At 62.4% G+C, this 16,789-nt stretch carries 23 protein-coding genes and 1 tRNA gene; 11 read left to right on the forward strand and 13 right to left on the reverse strand.

Features of this window, described 5'->3' with window-relative positions:
- The gene (locus ACN9MY_RS01285) at window positions 1–909 is read left to right on the forward strand and encodes a hydroxymethylglutaryl-CoA lyase (protein WP_426166753.1); all 909 of its coding nucleotides are present in this window, start codon (window positions 1–3) and stop codon (window positions 907–909) included.
- A gap of 186 nt (window positions 910–1,095) precedes the next feature.
- Here the strand turns inward: ACN9MY_RS01285 and ACN9MY_RS01290 are convergent, their stop codons facing one another.
- Window positions 1,096–1,797: a CPCC family cysteine-rich protein gene (locus ACN9MY_RS01290; RefSeq protein WP_426166755.1), complete on the reverse strand. Its 702-nt coding sequence runs from the start codon at window positions 1,795–1,797 to the stop codon at window positions 1,096–1,098.
- Window positions 1,798–1,860: 63 nt separating this feature from the next.
- Window positions 1,861–1,937 (reverse strand) — tRNA-Pro (locus tag ACN9MY_RS01295).
- 68 nt (window positions 1,938–2,005) lie between these two features.
- Here ACN9MY_RS01295 and ACN9MY_RS01300 point away from each other — a divergent pair.
- Window positions 2,006–2,593: a hypothetical protein gene (locus ACN9MY_RS01300; protein WP_426336740.1), complete on the forward strand. Its 588-nt coding sequence runs from the start codon at window positions 2,006–2,008 to the stop codon at window positions 2,591–2,593.
- 29 nt (window positions 2,594–2,622) lie between these two features.
- Here the strand turns inward: ACN9MY_RS01300 and rsmI are convergent, their stop codons facing one another.
- Window positions 2,623–3,525 (reverse strand): 16S rRNA (cytidine(1402)-2'-O)-methyltransferase, encoded by a 903-nt coding sequence (gene rsmI, locus ACN9MY_RS01305; RefSeq protein WP_426166759.1) that lies wholly within the window; start codon window positions 3,523–3,525, stop codon window positions 2,623–2,625.
- 10 nt (window positions 3,526–3,535) lie between these two features.
- Between rsmI and ACN9MY_RS01310 the strand changes: the two genes are divergently transcribed.
- Genes ACN9MY_RS01310 through ACN9MY_RS01330 form a run of 5 tightly spaced genes read left to right on the forward strand, consistent with a single transcriptional unit; the run spans window position 3,536 to window position 7,008 of the window.
- Window positions 3,536–4,843 (forward strand): penicillin-binding protein activator, encoded by a 1,308-nt coding sequence (locus ACN9MY_RS01310; RefSeq protein WP_426166761.1) that lies wholly within the window; start codon window positions 3,536–3,538, stop codon window positions 4,841–4,843.
- Between the two features lie 9 nt (window positions 4,844–4,852).
- Entirely contained in the window at window positions 4,853–5,209 is a 357-nt protein-coding gene (locus ACN9MY_RS01315) for a YraN family protein (protein WP_426320012.1), read from the forward strand.
- Window positions 5,210–5,267: 58 nt separating this feature from the next.
- A complete protein-coding gene (locus tag ACN9MY_RS01320) occupies window positions 5,268–5,864 on the forward strand; it encodes a phosphoheptose isomerase (RefSeq protein ID WP_426166765.1) in 597 nt (198 codons plus the stop codon).
- Complete coding sequence (locus tag ACN9MY_RS01325) at window positions 5,857–6,486, forward strand: BON domain-containing protein (RefSeq protein WP_426320014.1); 630 nt, start codon at window positions 5,857–5,859, stop codon at window positions 6,484–6,486. Before ACN9MY_RS01320 ends, ACN9MY_RS01325 begins: the two co-directional genes overlap by 8 nt.
- 9 nt (window positions 6,487–6,495) lie before the next feature.
- Window positions 6,496–7,008 carry a TlpA disulfide reductase family protein gene (locus ACN9MY_RS01330; RefSeq protein WP_426166769.1) on the forward strand — a complete coding sequence of 171 codons (513 nt, stop codon included), beginning with the start codon at window positions 6,496–6,498 and terminating at the stop codon, window positions 7,006–7,008.
- Between the two features lies 1 nt (window position 7,009).
- Here the strand turns inward: ACN9MY_RS01330 and ACN9MY_RS01335 are convergent, their stop codons facing one another.
- Together ACN9MY_RS01335 and ACN9MY_RS01340 are read right to left on the reverse strand one after the other, a co-directional pair.
- A complete protein-coding gene (locus ACN9MY_RS01335) occupies window positions 7,010–7,666 on the reverse strand; it encodes a hypothetical protein (RefSeq protein ID WP_426320016.1) in 657 nt (218 codons plus the stop codon).
- Window positions 7,667–7,743: 77 nt separating this feature from the next.
- Complete coding sequence (locus ACN9MY_RS01340; RefSeq protein ID WP_426320018.1) at window positions 7,744–8,160, reverse strand: PaaI family thioesterase; 417 nt, start codon at window positions 8,158–8,160, stop codon at window positions 7,744–7,746.
- A 152-nt stretch (window positions 8,161–8,312) separates the two neighbouring features.
- On the opposite strand from ACN9MY_RS01340, the gene ACN9MY_RS01345 reads away from it, so the two are divergent.
- Window positions 8,313–8,570, forward strand: a complete 258-nt coding sequence (locus ACN9MY_RS01345; protein WP_426320020.1) for a DUF6966 domain-containing protein — start codon at window positions 8,313–8,315, stop codon at window positions 8,568–8,570.
- Window positions 8,567–9,292 carry an alpha/beta hydrolase gene (locus tag ACN9MY_RS01350; protein ID WP_426166777.1) on the forward strand — a complete coding sequence of 242 codons (726 nt, stop codon included), beginning with the start codon at window positions 8,567–8,569 and terminating at the stop codon, window positions 9,290–9,292. The genes ACN9MY_RS01345 and ACN9MY_RS01350 overlap by 4 nt, the downstream gene beginning before the upstream one ends.
- Here the strand turns inward: ACN9MY_RS01350 and ACN9MY_RS01355 are convergent.
- Window positions 9,279–9,941 carry a uracil-DNA glycosylase gene (locus ACN9MY_RS01355; RefSeq protein WP_426166779.1) on the reverse strand — a complete coding sequence of 221 codons (663 nt, stop codon included), beginning with the start codon at window positions 9,939–9,941 and terminating at the stop codon, window positions 9,279–9,281. The genes ACN9MY_RS01350 and ACN9MY_RS01355 overlap by 14 nt on opposite strands.
- A 41-nt stretch (window positions 9,942–9,982) precedes the next feature.
- Between ACN9MY_RS01355 and ACN9MY_RS01360 the strand changes: the two genes are divergently transcribed.
- Window positions 9,983–10,843 carry a CHAD domain-containing protein gene (locus tag ACN9MY_RS01360; protein ID WP_426336741.1) on the forward strand — a complete coding sequence of 287 codons (861 nt, stop codon included), beginning with the start codon at window positions 9,983–9,985 and terminating at the stop codon, window positions 10,841–10,843.
- On the opposite strand, the gene ACN9MY_RS01365 is transcribed toward ACN9MY_RS01360, so the two are convergent.
- The 4 genes from ACN9MY_RS01365 to yfcF form a co-directional block, all read right to left on the reverse strand.
- The gene (locus tag ACN9MY_RS01365; protein ID WP_426320024.1) at window positions 10,840–11,391 is read right to left on the reverse strand and encodes a YdeI/OmpD-associated family protein; all 552 of its coding nucleotides are present in this window, start codon (window positions 11,389–11,391) and stop codon (window positions 10,840–10,842) included. The two genes, ACN9MY_RS01360 and ACN9MY_RS01365, sit on opposite strands and share 4 nt — an antisense overlap.
- Before the next feature lie 58 nt (window positions 11,392–11,449).
- Window positions 11,450–12,406 (reverse strand): lipoyl synthase, encoded by a 957-nt coding sequence (gene lipA, locus ACN9MY_RS01370; protein ID WP_057265523.1) that lies wholly within the window; start codon window positions 12,404–12,406, stop codon window positions 11,450–11,452.
- 12 nt (window positions 12,407–12,418) lie between these two features.
- Window positions 12,419–13,087 carry a lipoyl(octanoyl) transferase LipB gene (lipB, locus tag ACN9MY_RS01375; RefSeq protein WP_426320026.1) on the reverse strand — a complete coding sequence of 223 codons (669 nt, stop codon included), beginning with the start codon at window positions 13,085–13,087 and terminating at the stop codon, window positions 12,419–12,421.
- 86 nt (window positions 13,088–13,173) lie between these two features.
- A complete protein-coding gene (gene yfcF / locus ACN9MY_RS01380; RefSeq protein ID WP_426166787.1) occupies window positions 13,174–13,812 on the reverse strand; it encodes a glutathione transferase in 639 nt (212 codons plus the stop codon).
- 102 nt (window positions 13,813–13,914) lie between these two features.
- On the opposite strand from yfcF, the gene gcvA reads away from it, so the two are divergent.
- On the forward strand, window positions 13,915–14,808 hold the full coding sequence (gcvA, locus tag ACN9MY_RS01385; protein ID WP_426336742.1) for a transcriptional regulator GcvA: 894 nt from the start codon (window positions 13,915–13,917) through the stop codon (window positions 14,806–14,808).
- On the opposite strand, the gene ACN9MY_RS01390 is transcribed toward gcvA, so the two are convergent.
- The 3 genes from ACN9MY_RS01390 to ACN9MY_RS01400 all read right to left on the reverse strand — a co-directional run bounded on the left by ACN9MY_RS01390 (window position 14,792) and on the right by ACN9MY_RS01400 (window position 16,786).
- On the reverse strand, window positions 14,792–15,067 hold the full coding sequence (locus tag ACN9MY_RS01390; RefSeq protein ID WP_426172354.1) for an HP0495 family protein: 276 nt from the start codon (window positions 15,065–15,067) through the stop codon (window positions 14,792–14,794). The two genes, gcvA and ACN9MY_RS01390, sit on opposite strands and share 17 nt — an antisense overlap.
- Before the next feature lie 111 nt (window positions 15,068–15,178).
- Complete coding sequence (locus ACN9MY_RS01395) at window positions 15,179–15,949, reverse strand: hypothetical protein (RefSeq protein WP_426166791.1); 771 nt, start codon at window positions 15,947–15,949, stop codon at window positions 15,179–15,181.
- Window positions 15,950–15,994: 45 nt separating this feature from the next.
- Window positions 15,995–16,786 carry a DUF2491 family protein gene (locus ACN9MY_RS01400; RefSeq protein ID WP_426166793.1) on the reverse strand — a complete coding sequence of 264 codons (792 nt, stop codon included), beginning with the start codon at window positions 16,784–16,786 and terminating at the stop codon, window positions 15,995–15,997.
- Window positions 16,787–16,789: the final 3 nt, after the last annotated feature.

Raw genomic sequence — 16,789 nt, forward strand, 5'->3', positions numbered from 1 at the left:
ATGAGTTTGCCAAAGAAGGTCAAGATTGTTGAAGTGGGCCCGCGCGACGGGCTGCAGAATGAAAAGGGCGACGTCCCGGCCGAGGTGAAGATCGAGCTGGTGAACCGCCTGACGGAAGCAGGCTTCCCGAATATCGAAGCGGCATCCTTCGTGTCGCCGAAGTGGGTGCCGCAGATGGCGACTTCGAAAGAAGTCATGGCGGGCATCACCCGCAAGCCGGGCGTGATCTACTCCGCGCTGACGCCGAATATGCAGGGCTTTGAAGCCGCGCTGGCGGCGGGCACCAATGAAGTCGTGATTTTCGGCGCAGCGTCTGAAGCATTCTCGCAGAAGAACATCAACTGCTCGATCGCAGAATCGATCGAACGCTTCGTACCGGTCGCCAAAGCGGCCAAGGATGCCGGCCTGCGCCTGCGCGCCTCGGTCAGCACGGCGTTTGGCTGCCCATACCAGGGCGAGGTGCCGCTGGATTCCGTGGCCTATGTTGTGGGCCGCATGCGCGACCTGGGTTGCGACGAGATCGATATTGCCGACACTATCGGCGTGTCGACTCCGCGCAAGACCCTGGCGGTGATGGAGCGCGCGATCAAGGAGTTCCGCGCCGAATCGCTGGCCGGCCACTTCCACGATACCTACGGCCAGGCGCTGGCGAACATCTACGCCTCGATGGAACTGGGGATCGAGATTTTCCACTCCTCCGTATCCGGCCTGGGCGGCTGCCCCTATGCCAAGGGCGCTACCGGCAACGTCGCCACCGAGGACGTGATCTACATGATGAATGGGCTCGGCATCGAGACCGGCGTGGACCTGGACAAGGTGGTCGACGCCGGCCAGTTCATCTCCAGCTTCCTGGGCCGCAAGGCCGCCAGCCGCGCGGGCAATGCCATTGCCGCCAAGCGCGCAGGGTAAGGCGCATGGCCAGGCTCTTGAAGATTTGGGGTCTCTGCATGGCTTTTGGCGCCGGCATCGCACCTGCGCATGCCGCAGTGTCCCCGCAGGAAGCAAATGCCAAGGTTGCCGCCGAGATCAAGCAAAGCCGGAAGGTACTCGAGGCTGCTTGCGAGGCAGCTTATGCGAAATTGCCGGGAAGATAGGTCAGCTTTCATCCGAACGGCCGCGTTGCAGGAACACTTCCCGCAGTGCGGCCGCTGCGCGCTGCAGCGCTTGCCAGTTGGGCGTTGCGAACAAGGCTTCAAGCCGCGGCAGGGGATGCGGCGCTCCAGCCGCGATATCACTCCACGTGCGCGCGAACTGCGCGATGCCGTTGCGCTCCTCCGCCGAGAAGACCGGTTCAGTGAAATGCGTCTTCCAGTCTGGCGTTACCCAATCCTCCCATTGATTCAAGACTTCGTCCGCCGCCGACATGGCCGGCGCGGAAGCTTGCAGTTGGCGTTGTGCGTCGAAAGAGCTGGCCAGTTCCAGGTATTCAATGATGCGGTTGCGCACGCGGCGCAGGCCGACTGGTTGCTCGGGCACGGAAGCGCGCGGGGTGCGCAGCCAGTAGTACAAGTCGTAAGTCGTAGCGCTTTCCGGCGCCGGTCCATCCGGGATATCGGTCTTTTGCTGCCACAACGGGAACCAGTGCGGATCGCGAACATGTTCAGCGCCTGTCGTGGCGCCGCCGAACTGCACGTATCGCACTTGAGCTTCAGCCAGGCTGTACACATTTGCGCCGCTTGCCAGGAAGGGGGAGTAGAGTTGCGGCAGGTCGTCGTGCCAGTCGCAGACAGGGCACGCTGCAAGTGAGCCGGGCGCGCCGGCGAAGGTGGCGTATCCGCAGCAAGGGCAGGTGTACATGGCTCTGATCCTAATGCAGAAAAAAAAAAGACCTGCACGAATGCAGGTCTTTTTTCTGAAACTTGGTCGGAGTACAAGGATTCGAACCTTGGACCCTCTGCTCCCAAAGCAGATGCGCTACCGGGCTGCGCTACACTCCGAAGAAGCAAGATAATACAAGCTGGGCAGGGGGCCGTCAACCCCCAGATTTAAAAGTTGGAGAATTTTGATGCCTTATCGAACGCCGAGATGGCGTATAGTGGCCGGTATCGTTATTTCTTTGCTACTGCACCTGGCAGCGGTGATCTTTGTGCGGCTGCCCGAACCGCGCAATGTGGCTGACTCCCGCACCTGGCTGACGAAGGTGGAAGTAAGGATAGTTGCGCCACCTGAGCCACCGGAACCGAAGCCGGAGGCGCAGAGCAAACCGGAGCGCGTTGCAGCCGCCGAGCCGCGCCGCCAGCCGCGTCGTGCAGAGCCGCGCCGCCAGCCGCGTCGTGCAGAGCCGCGCAAGAACGCTGTCAAGGAAGAATCCGAGCTGGCAATCCAGCCAGCCCGCACATCCACGCTGGTGCTGAGTCCCGCCGAGCCGGGGGCAGCGCCGCACTTCGACCGCGAAACCGCGAAAGCCGCCGCGCGCGACATCGCAGGCGAGCTGGAAAGTGCCCCGCTCAAGATGCGCGAAACCCGGGACGAGAAGCTGGCCCGGCAAATCCAGAACGCCGCCCGGCCCAATTGCAAGGACGGCATCCCCGGCGGCCTGCTCGCCCCGCTCTACCTGATGATGGATAAGAAAGACAGCGGCTGCAAATGGTAAAAATCAATGGGGACGTACCCCATTTATTTTTACTGCTTGAGCTCGAGCGCGCGGTCGTAGAGGGCGTTCTTCTTTTTGCCGGTGATCTGGGCGGCGAGGGCGGCTGCTTGTTTAACCGGCAACTCGGCGAGCAGGATTGCCAGGATGCGGTCGGTTTCGGCGTCGTGGCCTTCTTCGGCTGGCGGGGCGCCTTCGACCAGGACCACGAATTCCCCTTTTTCATGGTTGGCGTCGGTTTTCAGCCAGCTGACCGCTTCGCCCAGCGGGCAGCGGTGGATCTGCTCGAACAGCTTGGTGACTTCGCGGGCGAAGACGACCTGGCGCTCGGCGCCGAAGGCGTCGCACAGCGCCTGGGCACACTCGACAATCCGGTGCGGGGCTTCGTAGAACACCAGCGTCGCCGGCGCGGACACCAGCCCTTGCAGCACGGTCTCGCGCTGCTTGGCCTTCGATGGCAAAAAGCCAACAAAGTGGAATTGGTCGTTGACCAGGCCGCTGGCCGACAACGCAGCCACGGCGGCCGAGGCGCCCGGCAAAGGAATCACGCGCAGGCCGGCGGCGCGCACGGCGTCCACGATGCGGGCGCCGGGGTCGGAAACGGCGGGCGTGCCGGCGTCGGACACCAGGGCAATGCGTTCGCCAGCCTGCAGGCGGCCGATCAGGCCTTCGGCCGCTTGACGCTCGTTGTGCATATGAGCTGCAATCAAGGGCTTGTGCAGGCCGAAGCGATTCATCAGCTGGGCCGTGTTGCGCGTATCTTCACACGCAACAGCGTCGACCAGCGACAGCACATGTAAAGCACGCAGGCTAATGTCAGTCACGTTGCCAATTGGTGTGGCCACCACGTATAAAGTTGCCGTAGGATAATTTTGGTGGGCGGTCTCGCCGAGGATTGGTAAACTGGCGAGAGAGCTGGAATCTTGTGCTGTCATTGGGGGAAGGATGCTGTCTAAAAATATCAAAACGCTGATACTTGGCGTTGCCACGGCCATGCTGGCCAGCGCTTGTAGCACGCCGTGCGACGCGCCCGGGGGATTGTGCGCGCCAATCACTTCGGTGACAAGTGCGCCGCCTGCCGTTGCCAAGGCGCCGCGGCCAAAACCGCCGGCGCCGCCGCCTGAACCGGAGGTCGTGGTCGAAACCTTCGCCGTGCCGTCGCCGGAAGATGCGGCGCGGCCGCCGAGCTTCATGCAGGTCGTCCCTCGGCCGGCAGAAAATGCCGATGGCAAGCGCGCTTACCGCATTGCCCTGCTGCTGCCGCTGCGCTCGGAGTCCCTGGGCCGTGCTGCCGATGCCTTGCGCGCCGGTTTCATGGCGGCGCTGGAGCGCGACAGCCACGGCTTTGAAGTCAATGTTGTGGAAACCGGCGATTCGCCGCAGGAAGTGCTGTCTGCTTACGTCACGGCCCAGGAAAAGAACGATATGGTGGTCGGCCCGCTGGCCCGTTCCGCCGTGACCGCCATTGCTGCCGGCCCGCTGGTGGAAAAGCCGACCATCGCGCTGAACCACCCCGAGTTGCGCGGCGATCCCCAGGTTCCGCCGCAAATGCTGACGATCGGCCTGTCCATCGAGGATGAGGCACGCCAGGTGGCCGAGTGGGGCGCGCGCGAAAATCCTTCCGCCAGGGCGCTGGTCATTTCCGGCAACTCATCCTGGCAGAAGCGCATTGCCGGCGCCATGAGCGCGCAATTGCAGCGCCTGGGCCTGCGCCCGCGCAACGTTGACCTGACTCCACTCAACGGCTACCTGCAAGACTCGGAACTGGTGGCCTTGCGCGGCCGCCTGCAAAGCGAGCCGGCCGGCGTGCTGTTCGCGGCGCTGGACCCGGACCAGCTGCGCCAGCTCAAGATCGCGTTGTCGGCGCCGCCGCTGGGCGAGCTCCCCTTGTATGGCACTTCTTCCCTGAATCCTGGCCGCACCATGTACCGCGCCGGTCCTGAACTGGACGGCGTGCGGCTGCTCGACCTGCCATGGCTGGTGCAGCGCGACCATCCAGCGGTGATGACCTATCCTCAGCCGGTGCCGCGCGACGAGGCGCGCATCAGCGCCGACATGGAGCGCGTGTATGCGCTGGGGATCGATGCCTTCCGCATCGCCCGCGAAATTGCGATCCAGCCGCAGCGCCGCTTCCAGCTTGATGGCGTGACCGGCCAGCTGACCATCGATTTCGGCAACGGGCCGTCCTGGTTCGAGCGGCTCGAGGTGCCGGCCGAGTACCACAACGGCGTGCCGGTACCGGTCGCCCAGTAAGGAAAACGCGTGCCCCGCACCGAACTGCAGGAAATCGGCCGGGGCGGCGAAGAGCGCGCCCTGGCTTTCCTGCAGCAGCAGGGGCTGACGCTGGTGGAGCGCAATTTCCTGTGCAAGACGGGGGAGCTGGACCTGGTCATGCGCGATGGCGAGCACCTGGTGTTTGTCGAAGTCCGGGAGCGCAATAGCCCCCATTTTGGCGGCGCCGCCGCCAGTATTTCTCCCGCAAAGCAGCGCCGCGTGCTGCGTGCCGCCAAGTTTTACCTGCTGCGTTTTGCCAAAATGCCACCATGCCGCATCGACGTGGTGGCCATCGACGGGGAACGCATTAGTTGGCTGCGCAACGCTATCATTGATCAAATGTAAGCATTTTTAACAGCGCTTGTGAGGCCCGCCAAGCCACTGCACTATAATTACGCACACTATGACCAATCAACGCATCCTCTCGCACTTCCACGAAAGTGCCGAACTCAAGATCCAGTCCGCAACCGTCCTGGCGCAGCCTATCGCGCAGGCGGTGGAACTGATGTTCTCTGCCCTCTCGAACGGCAACAAGATCCTGGCCTGCGGCAATGGCGGCTCGGCGGCTGACGCCCAGCACTTCGCCGCGGAACTGGTGGGCCGTTTCGAGCGTGAACGCTTCCCGCTGCCGGCAATTTCGCTGGCAACCGACACCTCGATCCTGACCGCAGTGGCCAACGACTACAGCTACCGCGAGATCTTTTCCAAGCAGGTGCAGGCGTATGGCCAGGCTGGCGACATCCTGCTGGCGATTTCCACATCGGGCAATTCGGCCAACGTGATGGCGGCAATCGAAGCGGCGCTGGAACGCGAGATGCGCGTAGTGGCACTGACCGGCAAGGGCGGCGGCGCGATCGGCAAGATGCTGACCGATGCCGACGTGCATATCTGCGTACCGGCCGATCGCACCGCCCGTATCCAGGAAATCCACCTGTTGACCATTCACTGCATGTGCGACGGCATCGACGTTGCACTGTTCGGAGGAGATGTAAATGAATAAAGCCCGTCCACTTTCGCTGGCCGTGATGGCCGCGGTCCTGGCGAGCACCACCCTGTCCGCTTGCGCCCCGATCCTGGTCGGCGGCGCGGTTGCCGGCACCCTGGCGGCGTCGGATCGCCGCACACTGGGCGCGCAGACCGAGGACAAGTCGATCGTGGTCAAGGCCGAGGTGAAGATGCCTAACATCGCCGGCAAGAGCGCCCACGTCAACGTGAACAGCTTTAACCGCCGCGTGCTGCTGACCGGCGAAGTGCCTGACGACGAGACCAAGGCCAAGGTGGAGCGCGAAGTGCGCGCCATCGACGGCGTGCAGAACGTGACCAATGAACTGGAAGTAGGCTTCTCCTCCAGCTACACCTCGCGTTCCAACGATGCGCTGATCACCTCCAAGGTCAAACTGAGCCTGGCCGATGCCAAGGATATCTCGGCCAATTCCTTCAAGGTCGTCACCGAGAAGGGCGCCGTGTTCCTGATGGGCCGCGTGACCCAGCGTGAAGGCGCGCAGGCGGCCGACATCGCGCGCGGCGTGGCCGGCGTGACCAAGGTCGTTAAAGTGTTCGAGTACATCACCGATGAAGACGTCAAGCAGTACCAGCCGTCCCAGCAGGCTTCCCAAGGCTAAAGACATATCATGAGTACGGGCTCCAGGGCATGGGTTAAACCGGCAATTGCGCTTGCCGTCATTGCCGGCATCGGCTTCACGACATACCAGTCGCTGAACAAGCGCCAATCCGCGCCTGCGGTGACCTTCCTCGGCATCAAAGGGGAAAAGATCACGCCCGAGAGCCTGAAAGGCAAAGTGGTGATGGTGAATTTCTGGGCCACCTCGTGCACCACCTGCGTGGCCGAGATGCCCGAAATGGTCGAAACGTACAACAAGTACAAGGGCCAAGGCCTGGAATTCGTCGCCGTGGCGATGAAGTACGACGCGCCCAACTACGTGGTCAACTTCACCGAAACCCGCCAACTGCCTTTTAAAGTGGCGCTGGACGTGACCGGCGACGCCGCCAAGGCCTATGGCGACGTCTCCATGACGCCGACGACCTTCGTCATCGACAAGGACGGCAACATCATCAAGCGCTATGTGGGCAAGCCGGAATTCCCGGCCCTCCACGCGCTGCTCGAAAAAGCCCTGAAGGGTTGAATTACTCGCCCCAGCCGCTGGGGTCCAGCGAGTTGTAGGCCCGGATCTCCTTCTTCCCGCCTTTCAGCTGGTAATAGTCGCTCTCATACAGGCGGAATGAGCACAGGTCGATCGGCGTCACTTCCGATGCATTGATGGAGGAAATCGCGCCGGCTGCCTCCAGGCTGCCGGTGACCAGCTCGGAGCAGAAGAAGCGCGCGAAGTCTTCCTTGTTATGCGTGAGCTTTTCCGCAACCGGGATGCTGTCGAAGGCATCGAGGGCGGATTTGATCGCCTGCGGCATGTCGTAGGGCTTGTGGTTCTGGTGGATGAGGAAGTCGTAAAAGGCCTTCTTGTTCATCTTGTCCCACAATCCTTTTTCGATGGGAAGCCACCAGATCTCGCCGTCATAGGTTTCGACCCGGTCGCTGAGCCGGCTGATGGAAACGCCGGAAAAGCCATTCAGCGTCGTGGATTCGATCACCTGGTTGAACATCCCGGGTTGTTCATCCTGGTCGATCAGCAGCTTGGTCTGCAGGATGACGCCCACGTGCGAAACGGGCGCCCTCGTCGCCCACTTGATCACTTCCGAAAAATCGCCCTTGCCGGAAAACGCAATGACATCGCCAGCTTTCATTTGCGCCCTGACATCGCTGTATTTGGCCGGAATCCATGCCATGACTGCCTCCCTGGGTTTTGGTCCGTGAGATTTCAGTTTAGGCAGCGCCAGCCGGGCCATTCTCTCGAATTGTCACATCACGCTTTGGGGTAGAGGATCATCTGCGTGCAGCGGAACAGGGCGATGGCTTTGCCGGTCGCCTTGTTGGTCACCGTTGCATCCCACACCTGCGTGGTGCGGCCGCCGTGCACCATGCGGGCGGAGACGGCGATCGTACCTTCGCGCGCGGTGCCGAGGTGGTTCGACTTCAGTTCGATCGTGGTGAAATTCTGGGCGCCTTCCGGCAGGTTGGCGATGCAGCCGAAGCCGCAGGCTGTGTCGGCCAGGGTGACGACCGTGCCGGCATGCAGGTAGCCGTTCGGCGCAAGGTGGTGCTGGACGATGTCGATTTCCGCCTGCAATTCGCCTTCCGCGGCGCCGGTGACGCGCACGCCAAGGTGGCCGGTCAGGTTGTTGTGAGTGAGTTGGTTGAGTTTTTCGAGGTCGAACTTCATCAGGCTTGTCTCCGTTTACAGATAAAGGATCATAGCAGCCGGAAACAGGGTATGCTTACGCATGCGCGACCTGCCCCACAAGGGCCCGGTCTGCAGGCAAGACCAGAAGCTCAAAAGGTGGATTCAACCGATTAACTTACGGAGAATGACCTATGAACGAACGAGAGCAACTGTCTGCCATCGTGCAGCGCATGGAAGTGAAGCTGACGCAGGGCCACCAGGAAGATTGGGCCCGCCTGCTGCACCGCGCCCGCACGCTGAGCGCCTTCGATTGCTCGGCCGCCAAGGGCGAGATCCTGCATTATTTCGGCGGCGCCGGCTCGATCAGCGATCTTCAGCTTGATGAAGAATTCAGCGACCTGCGCACCCAGCTCTACACCCTCTGCTACGGCAAGCACACCACGCATTGAAGCGCAGGACTGTCCGCCTGCTGTTCCTGGCCTGGGCCCTGGTTTCGACGGGCTGGCTGGCCAACTCGTTCCGGACGCGCGGCGTCGATCCGGCGCTGCTGCGCGGCAGCGTCGATGCCGAAGAATCCCTTAGCCTCCCGCCGCGCGCTTCGGGCGCCACGTCTGGATTGCTATTCTTTTGCGGCTCGGGCGTCGCGGCGGAGGCCTATGTCCCGATGCTGCGCCAGGTTGCCGATGCCGGCTATCCCGTTGTGATCATCAAGCTGCCGTTGCGCTTCGCCCCGCTCGACAGCAGCAAGGATGAGGCTTTGGCGAGGGCGCATCGGGCCATGGCGGCCCATGCCGATGTCCGGCGCTGGACTATCTCCGGCCATTCGCTGGGCGCCGCGCTGGCGGCCCGGCTGGCCTACCAGGAGCCGGCGCTCCCGGCCGCGTTGGTCCTGGTTGGCACCACCCATCCCAAGCAGGAGGATCTCTCCAAACTGCCTTTTCCCGTTACGAAGGTCTTTGCGTCCAACGATGGCGTGGCGCGCATCGGCGACGTGATGCATAACAAGCCGCTGCTGCCGGCGCAAACGCGCTGGGTGGAAATCAAGGGCGGCAACCATTCGCAGTTTGGACATTACGGCCACCAGTTGCTCGATGGCGAGGCGGCGATCAGCCGGGAGGCGCAGCAGGCGGTCGTCGTGCAAGCGCTGCTTGCTGCTCTCAAGCCCAGTTGATGGGGTCTTTGCCTTGCTGCGCCAGGTAAGCGTTGGCGCGCGAGAAGGGGCGGCTGCCGAAGAAACCCTTATGCGCTGAGAAGGGCGAAGGGTGGGGCGAGGTGATGACCAGGTGCTTGCGCGGGTCGATCAGGGCGCGCTTGGCGATGGCATAGCTGCCCCACAGGATGAAGACCAGGCCGTCGCGGCCGGCCGACAGGCGCTTGATGGCGCTGTCGGTGAAATTTTCCCAGCCCTTGCCGGCGTGCGAGCCTGCTTCGCGGGCGCGCACTGTCAGCACGCAGTTCAAGAGAAACACGCCTTGGCCAGCCCAGTCGGACAAGTCGGTGCGCTGGCGCGCCACACCCAGGTCGGTTTGCAGTTCCTGGAAGATGTTCTGCAGGCTCGGTTGCGGGCGATTGCCGTCGGGGACGGAGAAGCAGAAGCCCATGGCGGCGCCGGGCGTGTGGTAAGGGTCCTGGCCGAGGATCACCACTTTCACGTCGTCGAACGGCGTCAGGTCGAATGCGCGGAAAATATTGCGGCCGGCGGGGAAGCATTGGCGCTCGGCGTATTCGGTACGTACGAAACTGGTTAGCGATTGCCAGTAAGGCTGCGCGAATTCTTCTTCCAGTTGGGCTTTCCAGCTTGGTTCAATGCGGACGGTCATATCGAAATCTTATCATCCTGCGGCAGGCCTATACTGGCGCAATGGAATCGCATCCGAACCTGTTTGCCCATGCCGTGGCTGCAGCACCGGTCAATATCCGGCGCACTGCGCGGTTTGGCGAGGCGTTCGAGGCAATCACCCGGAATTGCCTGGCGCAGGTCCGTGGCAACTTGCCGGGCGTGCTGGCGGGGGACGTCGAAAGCCTGCACCAGATGCGGGTCGGCGTCCGGCGATTGCGCGCGCTCCTGTCGGCGGCAAAGTCCTGGGATCCTTTGCCGGAGGGGACCGCTGGCAAACTGCGCTGGTTTGGCGTTGAGCTGGGCCGGGCGCGCAACTGGGACGTCTTCCTTGAGTCGACCTTGCCCAGCCTTGGCGGTTCGTCCGAACCGGTGGAGGCGATGGCGCGCGAGCTGGCTGCGAAGCAGCGCGCCCACATCCAGCATTTGCTGCATGGTGCACGCTGCAAGGCGCTCATGGACGAACTGGCACTATGGAGCGGGGAACGCCTGTGGCGTGATCCGGCTCGCATACAGCCTTGGGACAAGGATGCGCGCAAGGTGGCGCGGTCCTTGCTGCGGCAGGCGCGCGAGCGGGTCAGGAAGCGCATCCGCCGGCTTGACGCAGCGCAGCCCAGCTGCTTGCACCGGCTGCGCATCGCAGTGAAGAAGGAGCGCTATATGCGCGAGTTCTTCAACATGAATGCACGCGCGCAGGTACTGTCCGACGCGCAGGAATTGCTGGGCAAGCTGAACGACGGCCGTGTTGCACGCGACCTGCTGCGCACCCTGCAGGATCACTTGCCCAGGCATGCGGCCGAACTGTCGTTCCTGGAGGGCTTGCTGGCGGAGCGGCAGGAGCATGAGATGCCGAAGGCCTTGCGTTTCGCCCGCCGCAAACTCTAGTCGTCCAGGCCTTTGCCGGCCAGGATCTGCGGCATGCATTTCTCGACGCGCGACTGGCGGGTCTTGGATTGCTTGGCGGAGGAGAAGTGCAGCAGGTAGCCGCGCTGGCGGCCCGGCGTCAGGCCGTAGAAGGCTTCCGCCAGTGCTGGATGCTCGTCGAGCTTTTGCAGGAATTCGTCGGCCATCGGGAAGTCTTCGGTCTTGCGGAATTCGACCTTGGCGCCCGACTTTTCCAGCTCGATCGCTTCTTCGACGTAGGCCTTGATGATTTTTGCCTGCCGCTTGATGTCGGCGAGGCCGGTGAAGCGGAGCTGGCGCCCTGCTTGAACGTTGGCAGTCTGCTGCACCAGGATGTTTTCCGGATCCTGCATCAGGGAGCCCTTGAAGAACAGAAGCGCGCAGTATTCCTTGAAACCGTGGATCAGGACCACGTTCTGGTCATTGTAGGTAAAGCACGCGCATCCCCATTTCGTCTCCTCGGCCAAATGCGTGGAGAGAACGATCTTGCGCAGTGCTTCGAATTCCTCGTGCCATTTATGCTCAGCCATTCTTGCCTCCCGTTGTTATTAGGTCGGCAATATACTACTTCAGAATGGCTGATTCGGCTCAGGCCTGTTCCAGGACGTTGTGGGCCTGGACGTCGGCGTGATACGAGGAACGGACCATGGCGCCAACCGCGGCGTGGGCGAAGCCCATTTCGTAGGCTTTTTCTTCGAACATCTTGAATACGTCCGGGTGCACGTAACGGCGAACCGGGAGGTGGCTGTTGGACGGCGCCAGGTACTGGCCGATGGTCAGCATGTCGATGTCGTGCGCGCGCATGTCGCGCATCACTTCCAGGATCTCTTCGTCGGTCTCGCCCAAGCCGACCATCAGGCCGGACTTGGTCTTGACGTGCGGGTAGCGTGCCTTGAAGTCTTTCAGCAGCGTCAGCGAGTGCTGGTAGTCGGCGCCTGGGCGGGCTTCCTTGTACAGGCGAGGCACGGTTTCCAGGTTGTGGTTCATCACGTCCGGCAAGCCGTCGGCGAAGATGTCCAGCGCCTTTTCCAGGCGGCCGCGGAAGTCGGGCACCAGCACTTCAATCTGGGTCTTGGGCGACAGTTCCTTGGTCTTGGTGATGCACTCGACGAAGTGGCCGGCGCCGCCGTCGCGCAGGTCGTCGCGGTCCACCGAGGTGATCACCACGTAGGACAGGCGCAGCTTGGCGATGGTGTTGGCCAGGTTGATCGGCTCCTGGGTGTCCAGCGGGTCAGGGCGGCCGTGGCCCACGTCGCAGAACGGGCAGCGGCGGGTGCACTTGTCACCCATGATCATGAAAGTAGCAGTACCCTTGCCGAAGCATTCGCCGATGTTCGGGCAGCTCGCTTCTTCGCACACGGTCACCAGCTTGTTCTCGCGCAGGATGTCCTTGATCTCGTAGAAGCGGGAAGAATGCGATGCCGCTTTGACGCGGATCCACTCCGGCTTCTTCAGGCGCTCGGCCTGTTCGATCGGGATGATCTTGATCGGGATGCGGGAGGTCTTGTCGGCGCCTTTTTGCTTGTCGCTTGGGTTGTAAGTCATAGCTGCTTGCTTTCAAGTTAATTCAGGTTCGGCCACCTGGAGCTGGTTGACCAGCTCCTTGGCCAGGGCCTGCTGGACATCGGCCAGCGGGACATCCACGCCCATCGATCGCATGTCGATGGTTTCCAGGCCTGCGTAACCGCAGGGATTGATCCAGGTGAAGGGGGCCAAGTCCATGCCCACGTTGAGCGATACGCCGTGGTAGGTGCAGCCATTACCGCGCACCTTCAGGCCGAGGGCGGCGATCTTGGCGCCTTTTTTCGGGCCGTTGGCGATGTAGATGCCGGGCGCGCCTTCAACGCGCTCGCCGGCGAGATTATACGCGGCCAGCACATTGATGATCGCTTCTTCGATCTTGTTGACGAACTGGCGGGCATACAGCTTTCCGCCCTTCTTGTTGCGGCGCAGGTCCATCATCAGGTAGATCACGACCTGGCCGGGGCCGTGGAAGGTCACCTCGCCGCCGCGGTCGGTCTGCACCGTGGGAATCGAGGTGGCGCCGGCCAGCAGGTGGCCGCGGTCGGCACCCAGGCCCAGCGTATAGACGGGCGGGTGCTCGACGATCCACAGTTCGTCGGGCGTGTCTTCCTGGCGCGCGTCGGTGAAGGCGCGCATCGCTGCGAAAGTTGGCTCGTATTCGGCTTGGCCGAGATGGCGGATCACCGCCGGCTGGATAGGCATAGGGCTACAGGTCGGGAAAAGCCCGTCCATTATACCGGTCCAGCCTTGTCGCTGCTTAATGGCTGAGCAGGTTTATGCCGATTTCCTTAGCCTGTCATCAGGTTGATGTTCTTTAGCCAATCTTGCAAGGACGGTCGCTGCGACTGGAAGATAACGTAATCCTTCAGCTTTTGCGGCACCGGGTCGCCATTCATCACCAGGCGGCTCAGCATGATGGCCAGGTCGGTATCGGCAATGCACCAGCTGCCAAACAGGTAATCGCCGTTGACCAGGCGTCCGGCCAGTTGCATTAGCTTGTTCGCTGCCGCCTGGGCGGCCGGGGACAGTGGGGGCTCGGGCTGTTCGGCTCGCTTGTAGAACACGGTATAGGTGCTGCGGTCTTCCCTCAGCGCCTGCAGGTCGCTGCGAATCCAGGCCTGGATTTGGCGCGCGATCGCACGTTTCTCAGGGCGGACCGGGTACAAGCTGGGGTATTGCGGCGCGGGATATATCTCTTCCAGATATTCAGTGATGGCACTCGACTCGGTGAGCATGAAGTCATCATGCACCAGGCATGGCACGCGGCCAGTCAGGGCCTTGTCGGTGAATGATGGTTCCTTGTTCTGGCCGGCGTCCAGGTTCACAGTCTCCAGCTCGAAGTCGAGGCCTTTTTCGCGCAGGGCGACGTAGGCGGAAATGGCGTAAGGACTGACAAATTGACTGTCCACATACAGTTTGAGACTCATGGCGGCGTTCCGGCTTGGTAAAGTTATTTATTTACATAATATTTGCTTGCCTCATGCTAGCCAAAACGATATATTTTCAACCGTCTTGCTAATTTTTTTCACATGCGAATTCCCAATCTTTCTGCCTTGCGCGCTTTTGAGGCGGCAGTGCGCCACGGAAATTTCTCGCGGGCGGCGGCAGAGTTGAGCCTGACGCATGGCGCGATCAGCCATCAGATCCGCGGCTTGGAGCAGGAATTGGGGGTGGCGCTGTTTGTGCGCCATGGGCGGCGCGTGACACCGACAGAGGAGGCACGGCAATACGCAGCCACCGTGGCGCGCTGCCTGGCAGAGCTGGCCAACGGCGCCGCCCAGCTGCGGCCGCAGCAAGGGTTGCAGCGCTTGAGCGTGACCTCCATCCCCTCCTTTGCCGCACGCTGGCTGGCGCCTCGGCTGGGACGGTTTATAGAACAGCACCCGGAAATCGAAGTCGTGCTACAGCTCGGCCAGCAGTTGCAAGACCTGGCGCGCGACGGGATCGATATCGGCATCCGCTTCGGACGCGGCAGGTATCCGGGGCTCGAAACGGTCCACCTGAGCAGCGAAATCCTTTATCCAGTAGTAAGTCCTCGCTATCGCGATGGCGACCTGCCGGCCTGCCCGCAGGATTTGGCGCGCGCCACGCTGCTGCGATCAGAGGACGCCTGGACGCCGTGGTTCCAGGCAGCCGGACTCAGCCTACCGGAGCCCGCCGGCGGTGTCATGTTCGAGGACTTGTCGATGCAGGTCCGTTCCGCCGTCGACGGCGACGGGGTGGCGCTGGTGCGTCATCTGGTGGCAATGGAGGAGATTGCTGCGGGACGCCTGGTGCGGCTGTTCGATATCGCCACGCCTTGCGCGTATGAGTACTACCTGGCGAGTCCGCCGCACGTCCTGCAGAAACCGCAGGTGCGGGCGTTCCGCGAGTGGCTGAAGGCGGAAATCGCCCGCAGCCAGCTTCTTAAAGCACCATCTTGACCATCGGGTGGCCGGACAGCGCGCGGTAAATATTGTCCAGCTGCTCGCGGCTGGTGGCGCGCACGGTGCAGGTCAGGCTGGTGTAATTCCCTTTTGCCGACGGACGCGATTCCAGCTTCCCTTCGTGGAAAGTCGGGTCGTGCTCGACCACTACCTCGATAATCGTGGTGGCGAAGGCGTCGTGGGTGGCGCCCATCACCTTGATCGGGAAGTCGCTCGGGTACTCAATGAGGGACTCTTCAGGCGAGATGGGTTTCATCATGATTTTTCCAATCTTGTAACAACAAAAAAAAGACCCGGCGCGGTGCGAGTGCGCCGGGTTCCATTTTACATCGTTACCTATATGGCCCCTGAGGGCCACTTTTCAAGGTCAGGCGGCTTCTGGCGCCTTGTTCGACAGGCGCTGCAGGCGTTCCAGGGCCGATTCGCTGCCGTTGGCCGGGTTGGTCACCGATTTGCGGATCGCTTCGATTTCTGCGGCCTGGTCGTAAGGGCGCTGGCCGATGTCGGAGACGATCTTCATGCCTTCGGCTTCGTTGGCGATCGACTGGGCGCGCTTGGTCAGCGCGTTCAGCGCGCTGGTATTGCCGCGCATGCCGGACAGGTTGGCCAGCTGGCTCTGGCGCTCGGCGCGCACTTGCTGCAGGTCGCGCTGGGCCTTGGCCTGGGCCAGGGCTTGCATCGCCTTTTTCGCGGCGGCATCGAAGTCGGCCAGCTGCTGCGACAGGGCGTCGACGATCTTCTGCAGTTCTTCCATATAGGCCTGGGCGTCGGCTTCTTCCTGGATTTCCTGCGGCAGGCGGCCCTTGTTGGCTTCCAGCTCGTCGCAGAACAGGTTGATCGTCGCTTCCGAAATCTGGCCGGCGGCCAGGCGTTCGGCAAGGGTACCGGTGGCTTTTTCGTCGGTTTCGATCAGTTTGCGCAGGCGGACCACGTCGTCGCGCTCCTTATTGAAGGCGGCGCGGGCTTGGGCCAGCTTCTGGGCGGCGCTGCGCAGGGTGTCGGCCAGGCGGTCGCGGTCGGCCTCGGTCGCCGTTTCCGGGTCAAAACTGGCGATGGCTTCCGACACGCGGTCGCCCAGGGCGCCAAAGTGCTTGGAAATCAGTCGTGCAGTCAGGGCCCAGCCATTCGAGTTGCTCATTTTTGCTTCCTTTCAGTTAAGTTCAATTCACCAATGCGGCGGTCGTTATTGGATGACCAGCCGTTCCTGCTCCACCGGAATTCCCACTACGAAGTCGACGTGAATTCCGCGTTTCCTTGCATCGCCGTTCACGCTCTGGAGGATCTCCGTCGTGACCAGCAGGTATTCCTTGCTGCCGTCGCCCAGTTGCCGGGCGTAGGGCATGAAGTACAGCTCTTGTTTCAGGCCCTGCATGCCGCTGGCTTCGTCGATGCGGGTTTCGGTGCCCGTGAAGGGCGGGACGAAACCGGCATTCGGGTCGCCAACATCGCGCTCGAAGTCCAGCGCTTCCTGCTCGCCGAAGGCGGTGGCCAGCACTGCGCTGTCCGCGCCGCTTTCCTCCAGCTGGCTGCGCCACAGGCTGAATTGCAGGTCGCCAAGGCCGCAGCCATCTGCGCCAGTGAAGGCGTCCTGGTCTTCCGCCGTGGTGGGGATGAAGCGCACCAGCTGCGTGCAGTACAGGATTTCCTTCACCTCGCCGTGCTCGTCCACATAAAGCTGGAGGAACTTTTCGCGCTCGTCCTCGTCGCCCTTAGCCAGGTAGTAGCGGTACAGGCGGCCGGCCATCGACAGCTTGAACTGCGAAATGGCGAGGATCCGGCTGTCTTCCGCTTCCGGCAACGCGACCAGGGAACCGTTGGCGTTGGCGCGCAGCAGGGGCGACGCTTGCAGGTTCACCACGCTGCCGATCCGGGCTGCCAGCGGCAGGCCGCGGTCTTCCGGCTGCGGCGCGTCGCTGTCGACGCCGCGGCGCTTGGCGCCGCTGCGCAGGTAATCGATGGCGTCTTTCCAGCCCATTCC

Source organism: Pseudoduganella sp. R-31 (genome assembly GCF_049913235.1).
Taxonomy (GTDB): domain Bacteria; phylum Pseudomonadota; class Gammaproteobacteria; order Burkholderiales; family Burkholderiaceae_D; genus Rugamonas.

What these genes read in the sequence shown, in the direction of transcription:
- ACN9MY_RS01285 (WP_426166753.1), top strand. Translation starts at nt 1, where the DNA reads ATGAGTTTGCCAAAGAAGGTCAAGATTGTTGAAGTGGGCCCGCGCGAC.
- ACN9MY_RS01290 (WP_426166755.1), bottom strand. Translation starts at nt 1,797, where the DNA reads ATGTACACCTGCCCTTGCTGCGGATACGCCACCTTCGCCGGCGCGCCC.
- ACN9MY_RS01300 (WP_426336740.1), top strand. Translation starts at nt 2,006, where the DNA reads ATGCCTTATCGAACGCCGAGATGGCGTATAGTGGCCGGTATCGTTATT.
- rsmI (WP_426166759.1), bottom strand. Translation starts at nt 3,525, where the DNA reads ATGACAGCACAAGATTCCAGCTCTCTCGCCAGTTTACCAATCCTCGGC.
- ACN9MY_RS01310 (WP_426166761.1), top strand. Translation starts at nt 3,536, where the DNA reads ATGCTGTCTAAAAATATCAAAACGCTGATACTTGGCGTTGCCACGGCC.
- ACN9MY_RS01320 (WP_426166765.1), top strand. Translation starts at nt 5,268, where the DNA reads ATGACCAATCAACGCATCCTCTCGCACTTCCACGAAAGTGCCGAACTC.
- ACN9MY_RS01325 (WP_426320014.1), top strand. Translation starts at nt 5,857, where the DNA reads ATGAATAAAGCCCGTCCACTTTCGCTGGCCGTGATGGCCGCGGTCCTG.
- ACN9MY_RS01330 (WP_426166769.1), top strand. Translation starts at nt 6,496, where the DNA reads ATGAGTACGGGCTCCAGGGCATGGGTTAAACCGGCAATTGCGCTTGCC.
- ACN9MY_RS01335 (WP_426320016.1), bottom strand. Translation starts at nt 7,666, where the DNA reads ATGGCATGGATTCCGGCCAAATACAGCGATGTCAGGGCGCAAATGAAA.
- ACN9MY_RS01340 (WP_426320018.1), bottom strand. Translation starts at nt 8,160, where the DNA reads ATGAAGTTCGACCTCGAAAAACTCAACCAACTCACTCACAACAACCTG.
- ACN9MY_RS01345 (WP_426320020.1), top strand. Translation starts at nt 8,313, where the DNA reads ATGAACGAACGAGAGCAACTGTCTGCCATCGTGCAGCGCATGGAAGTG.
- ACN9MY_RS01355 (WP_426166779.1), bottom strand. Translation starts at nt 9,941, where the DNA reads ATGACCGTCCGCATTGAACCAAGCTGGAAAGCCCAACTGGAAGAAGAA.
- ACN9MY_RS01360 (WP_426336741.1), top strand. Translation starts at nt 9,983, where the DNA reads ATGGAATCGCATCCGAACCTGTTTGCCCATGCCGTGGCTGCAGCACCG.
- ACN9MY_RS01365 (WP_426320024.1), bottom strand. Translation starts at nt 11,391, where the DNA reads ATGGCTGAGCATAAATGGCACGAGGAATTCGAAGCACTGCGCAAGATC.
- lipA (WP_057265523.1), bottom strand. Translation starts at nt 12,406, where the DNA reads ATGACTTACAACCCAAGCGACAAGCAAAAAGGCGCCGACAAGACCTCC.
- lipB (WP_426320026.1), bottom strand. Translation starts at nt 13,087, where the DNA reads ATGCCTATCCAGCCGGCGGTGATCCGCCATCTCGGCCAAGCCGAATAC.
- yfcF (WP_426166787.1), bottom strand. Translation starts at nt 13,812, where the DNA reads ATGAGTCTCAAACTGTATGTGGACAGTCAATTTGTCAGTCCTTACGCC.
- gcvA (WP_426336742.1), top strand. Translation starts at nt 13,915, where the DNA reads ATGCGAATTCCCAATCTTTCTGCCTTGCGCGCTTTTGAGGCGGCAGTG.
- ACN9MY_RS01390 (WP_426172354.1), bottom strand. Translation starts at nt 15,067, where the DNA reads ATGAAACCCATCTCGCCTGAAGAGTCCCTCATTGAGTACCCGAGCGAC.
- ACN9MY_RS01395 (WP_426166791.1), bottom strand. Translation starts at nt 15,949, where the DNA reads ATGAGCAACTCGAATGGCTGGGCCCTGACTGCACGACTGATTTCCAAG.
- ACN9MY_RS01400 (WP_426166793.1), bottom strand. Translation starts at nt 16,786, where the DNA reads ATGGGCTGGAAAGACGCCATCGATTACCTGCGCAGCGGCGCCAAGCGC.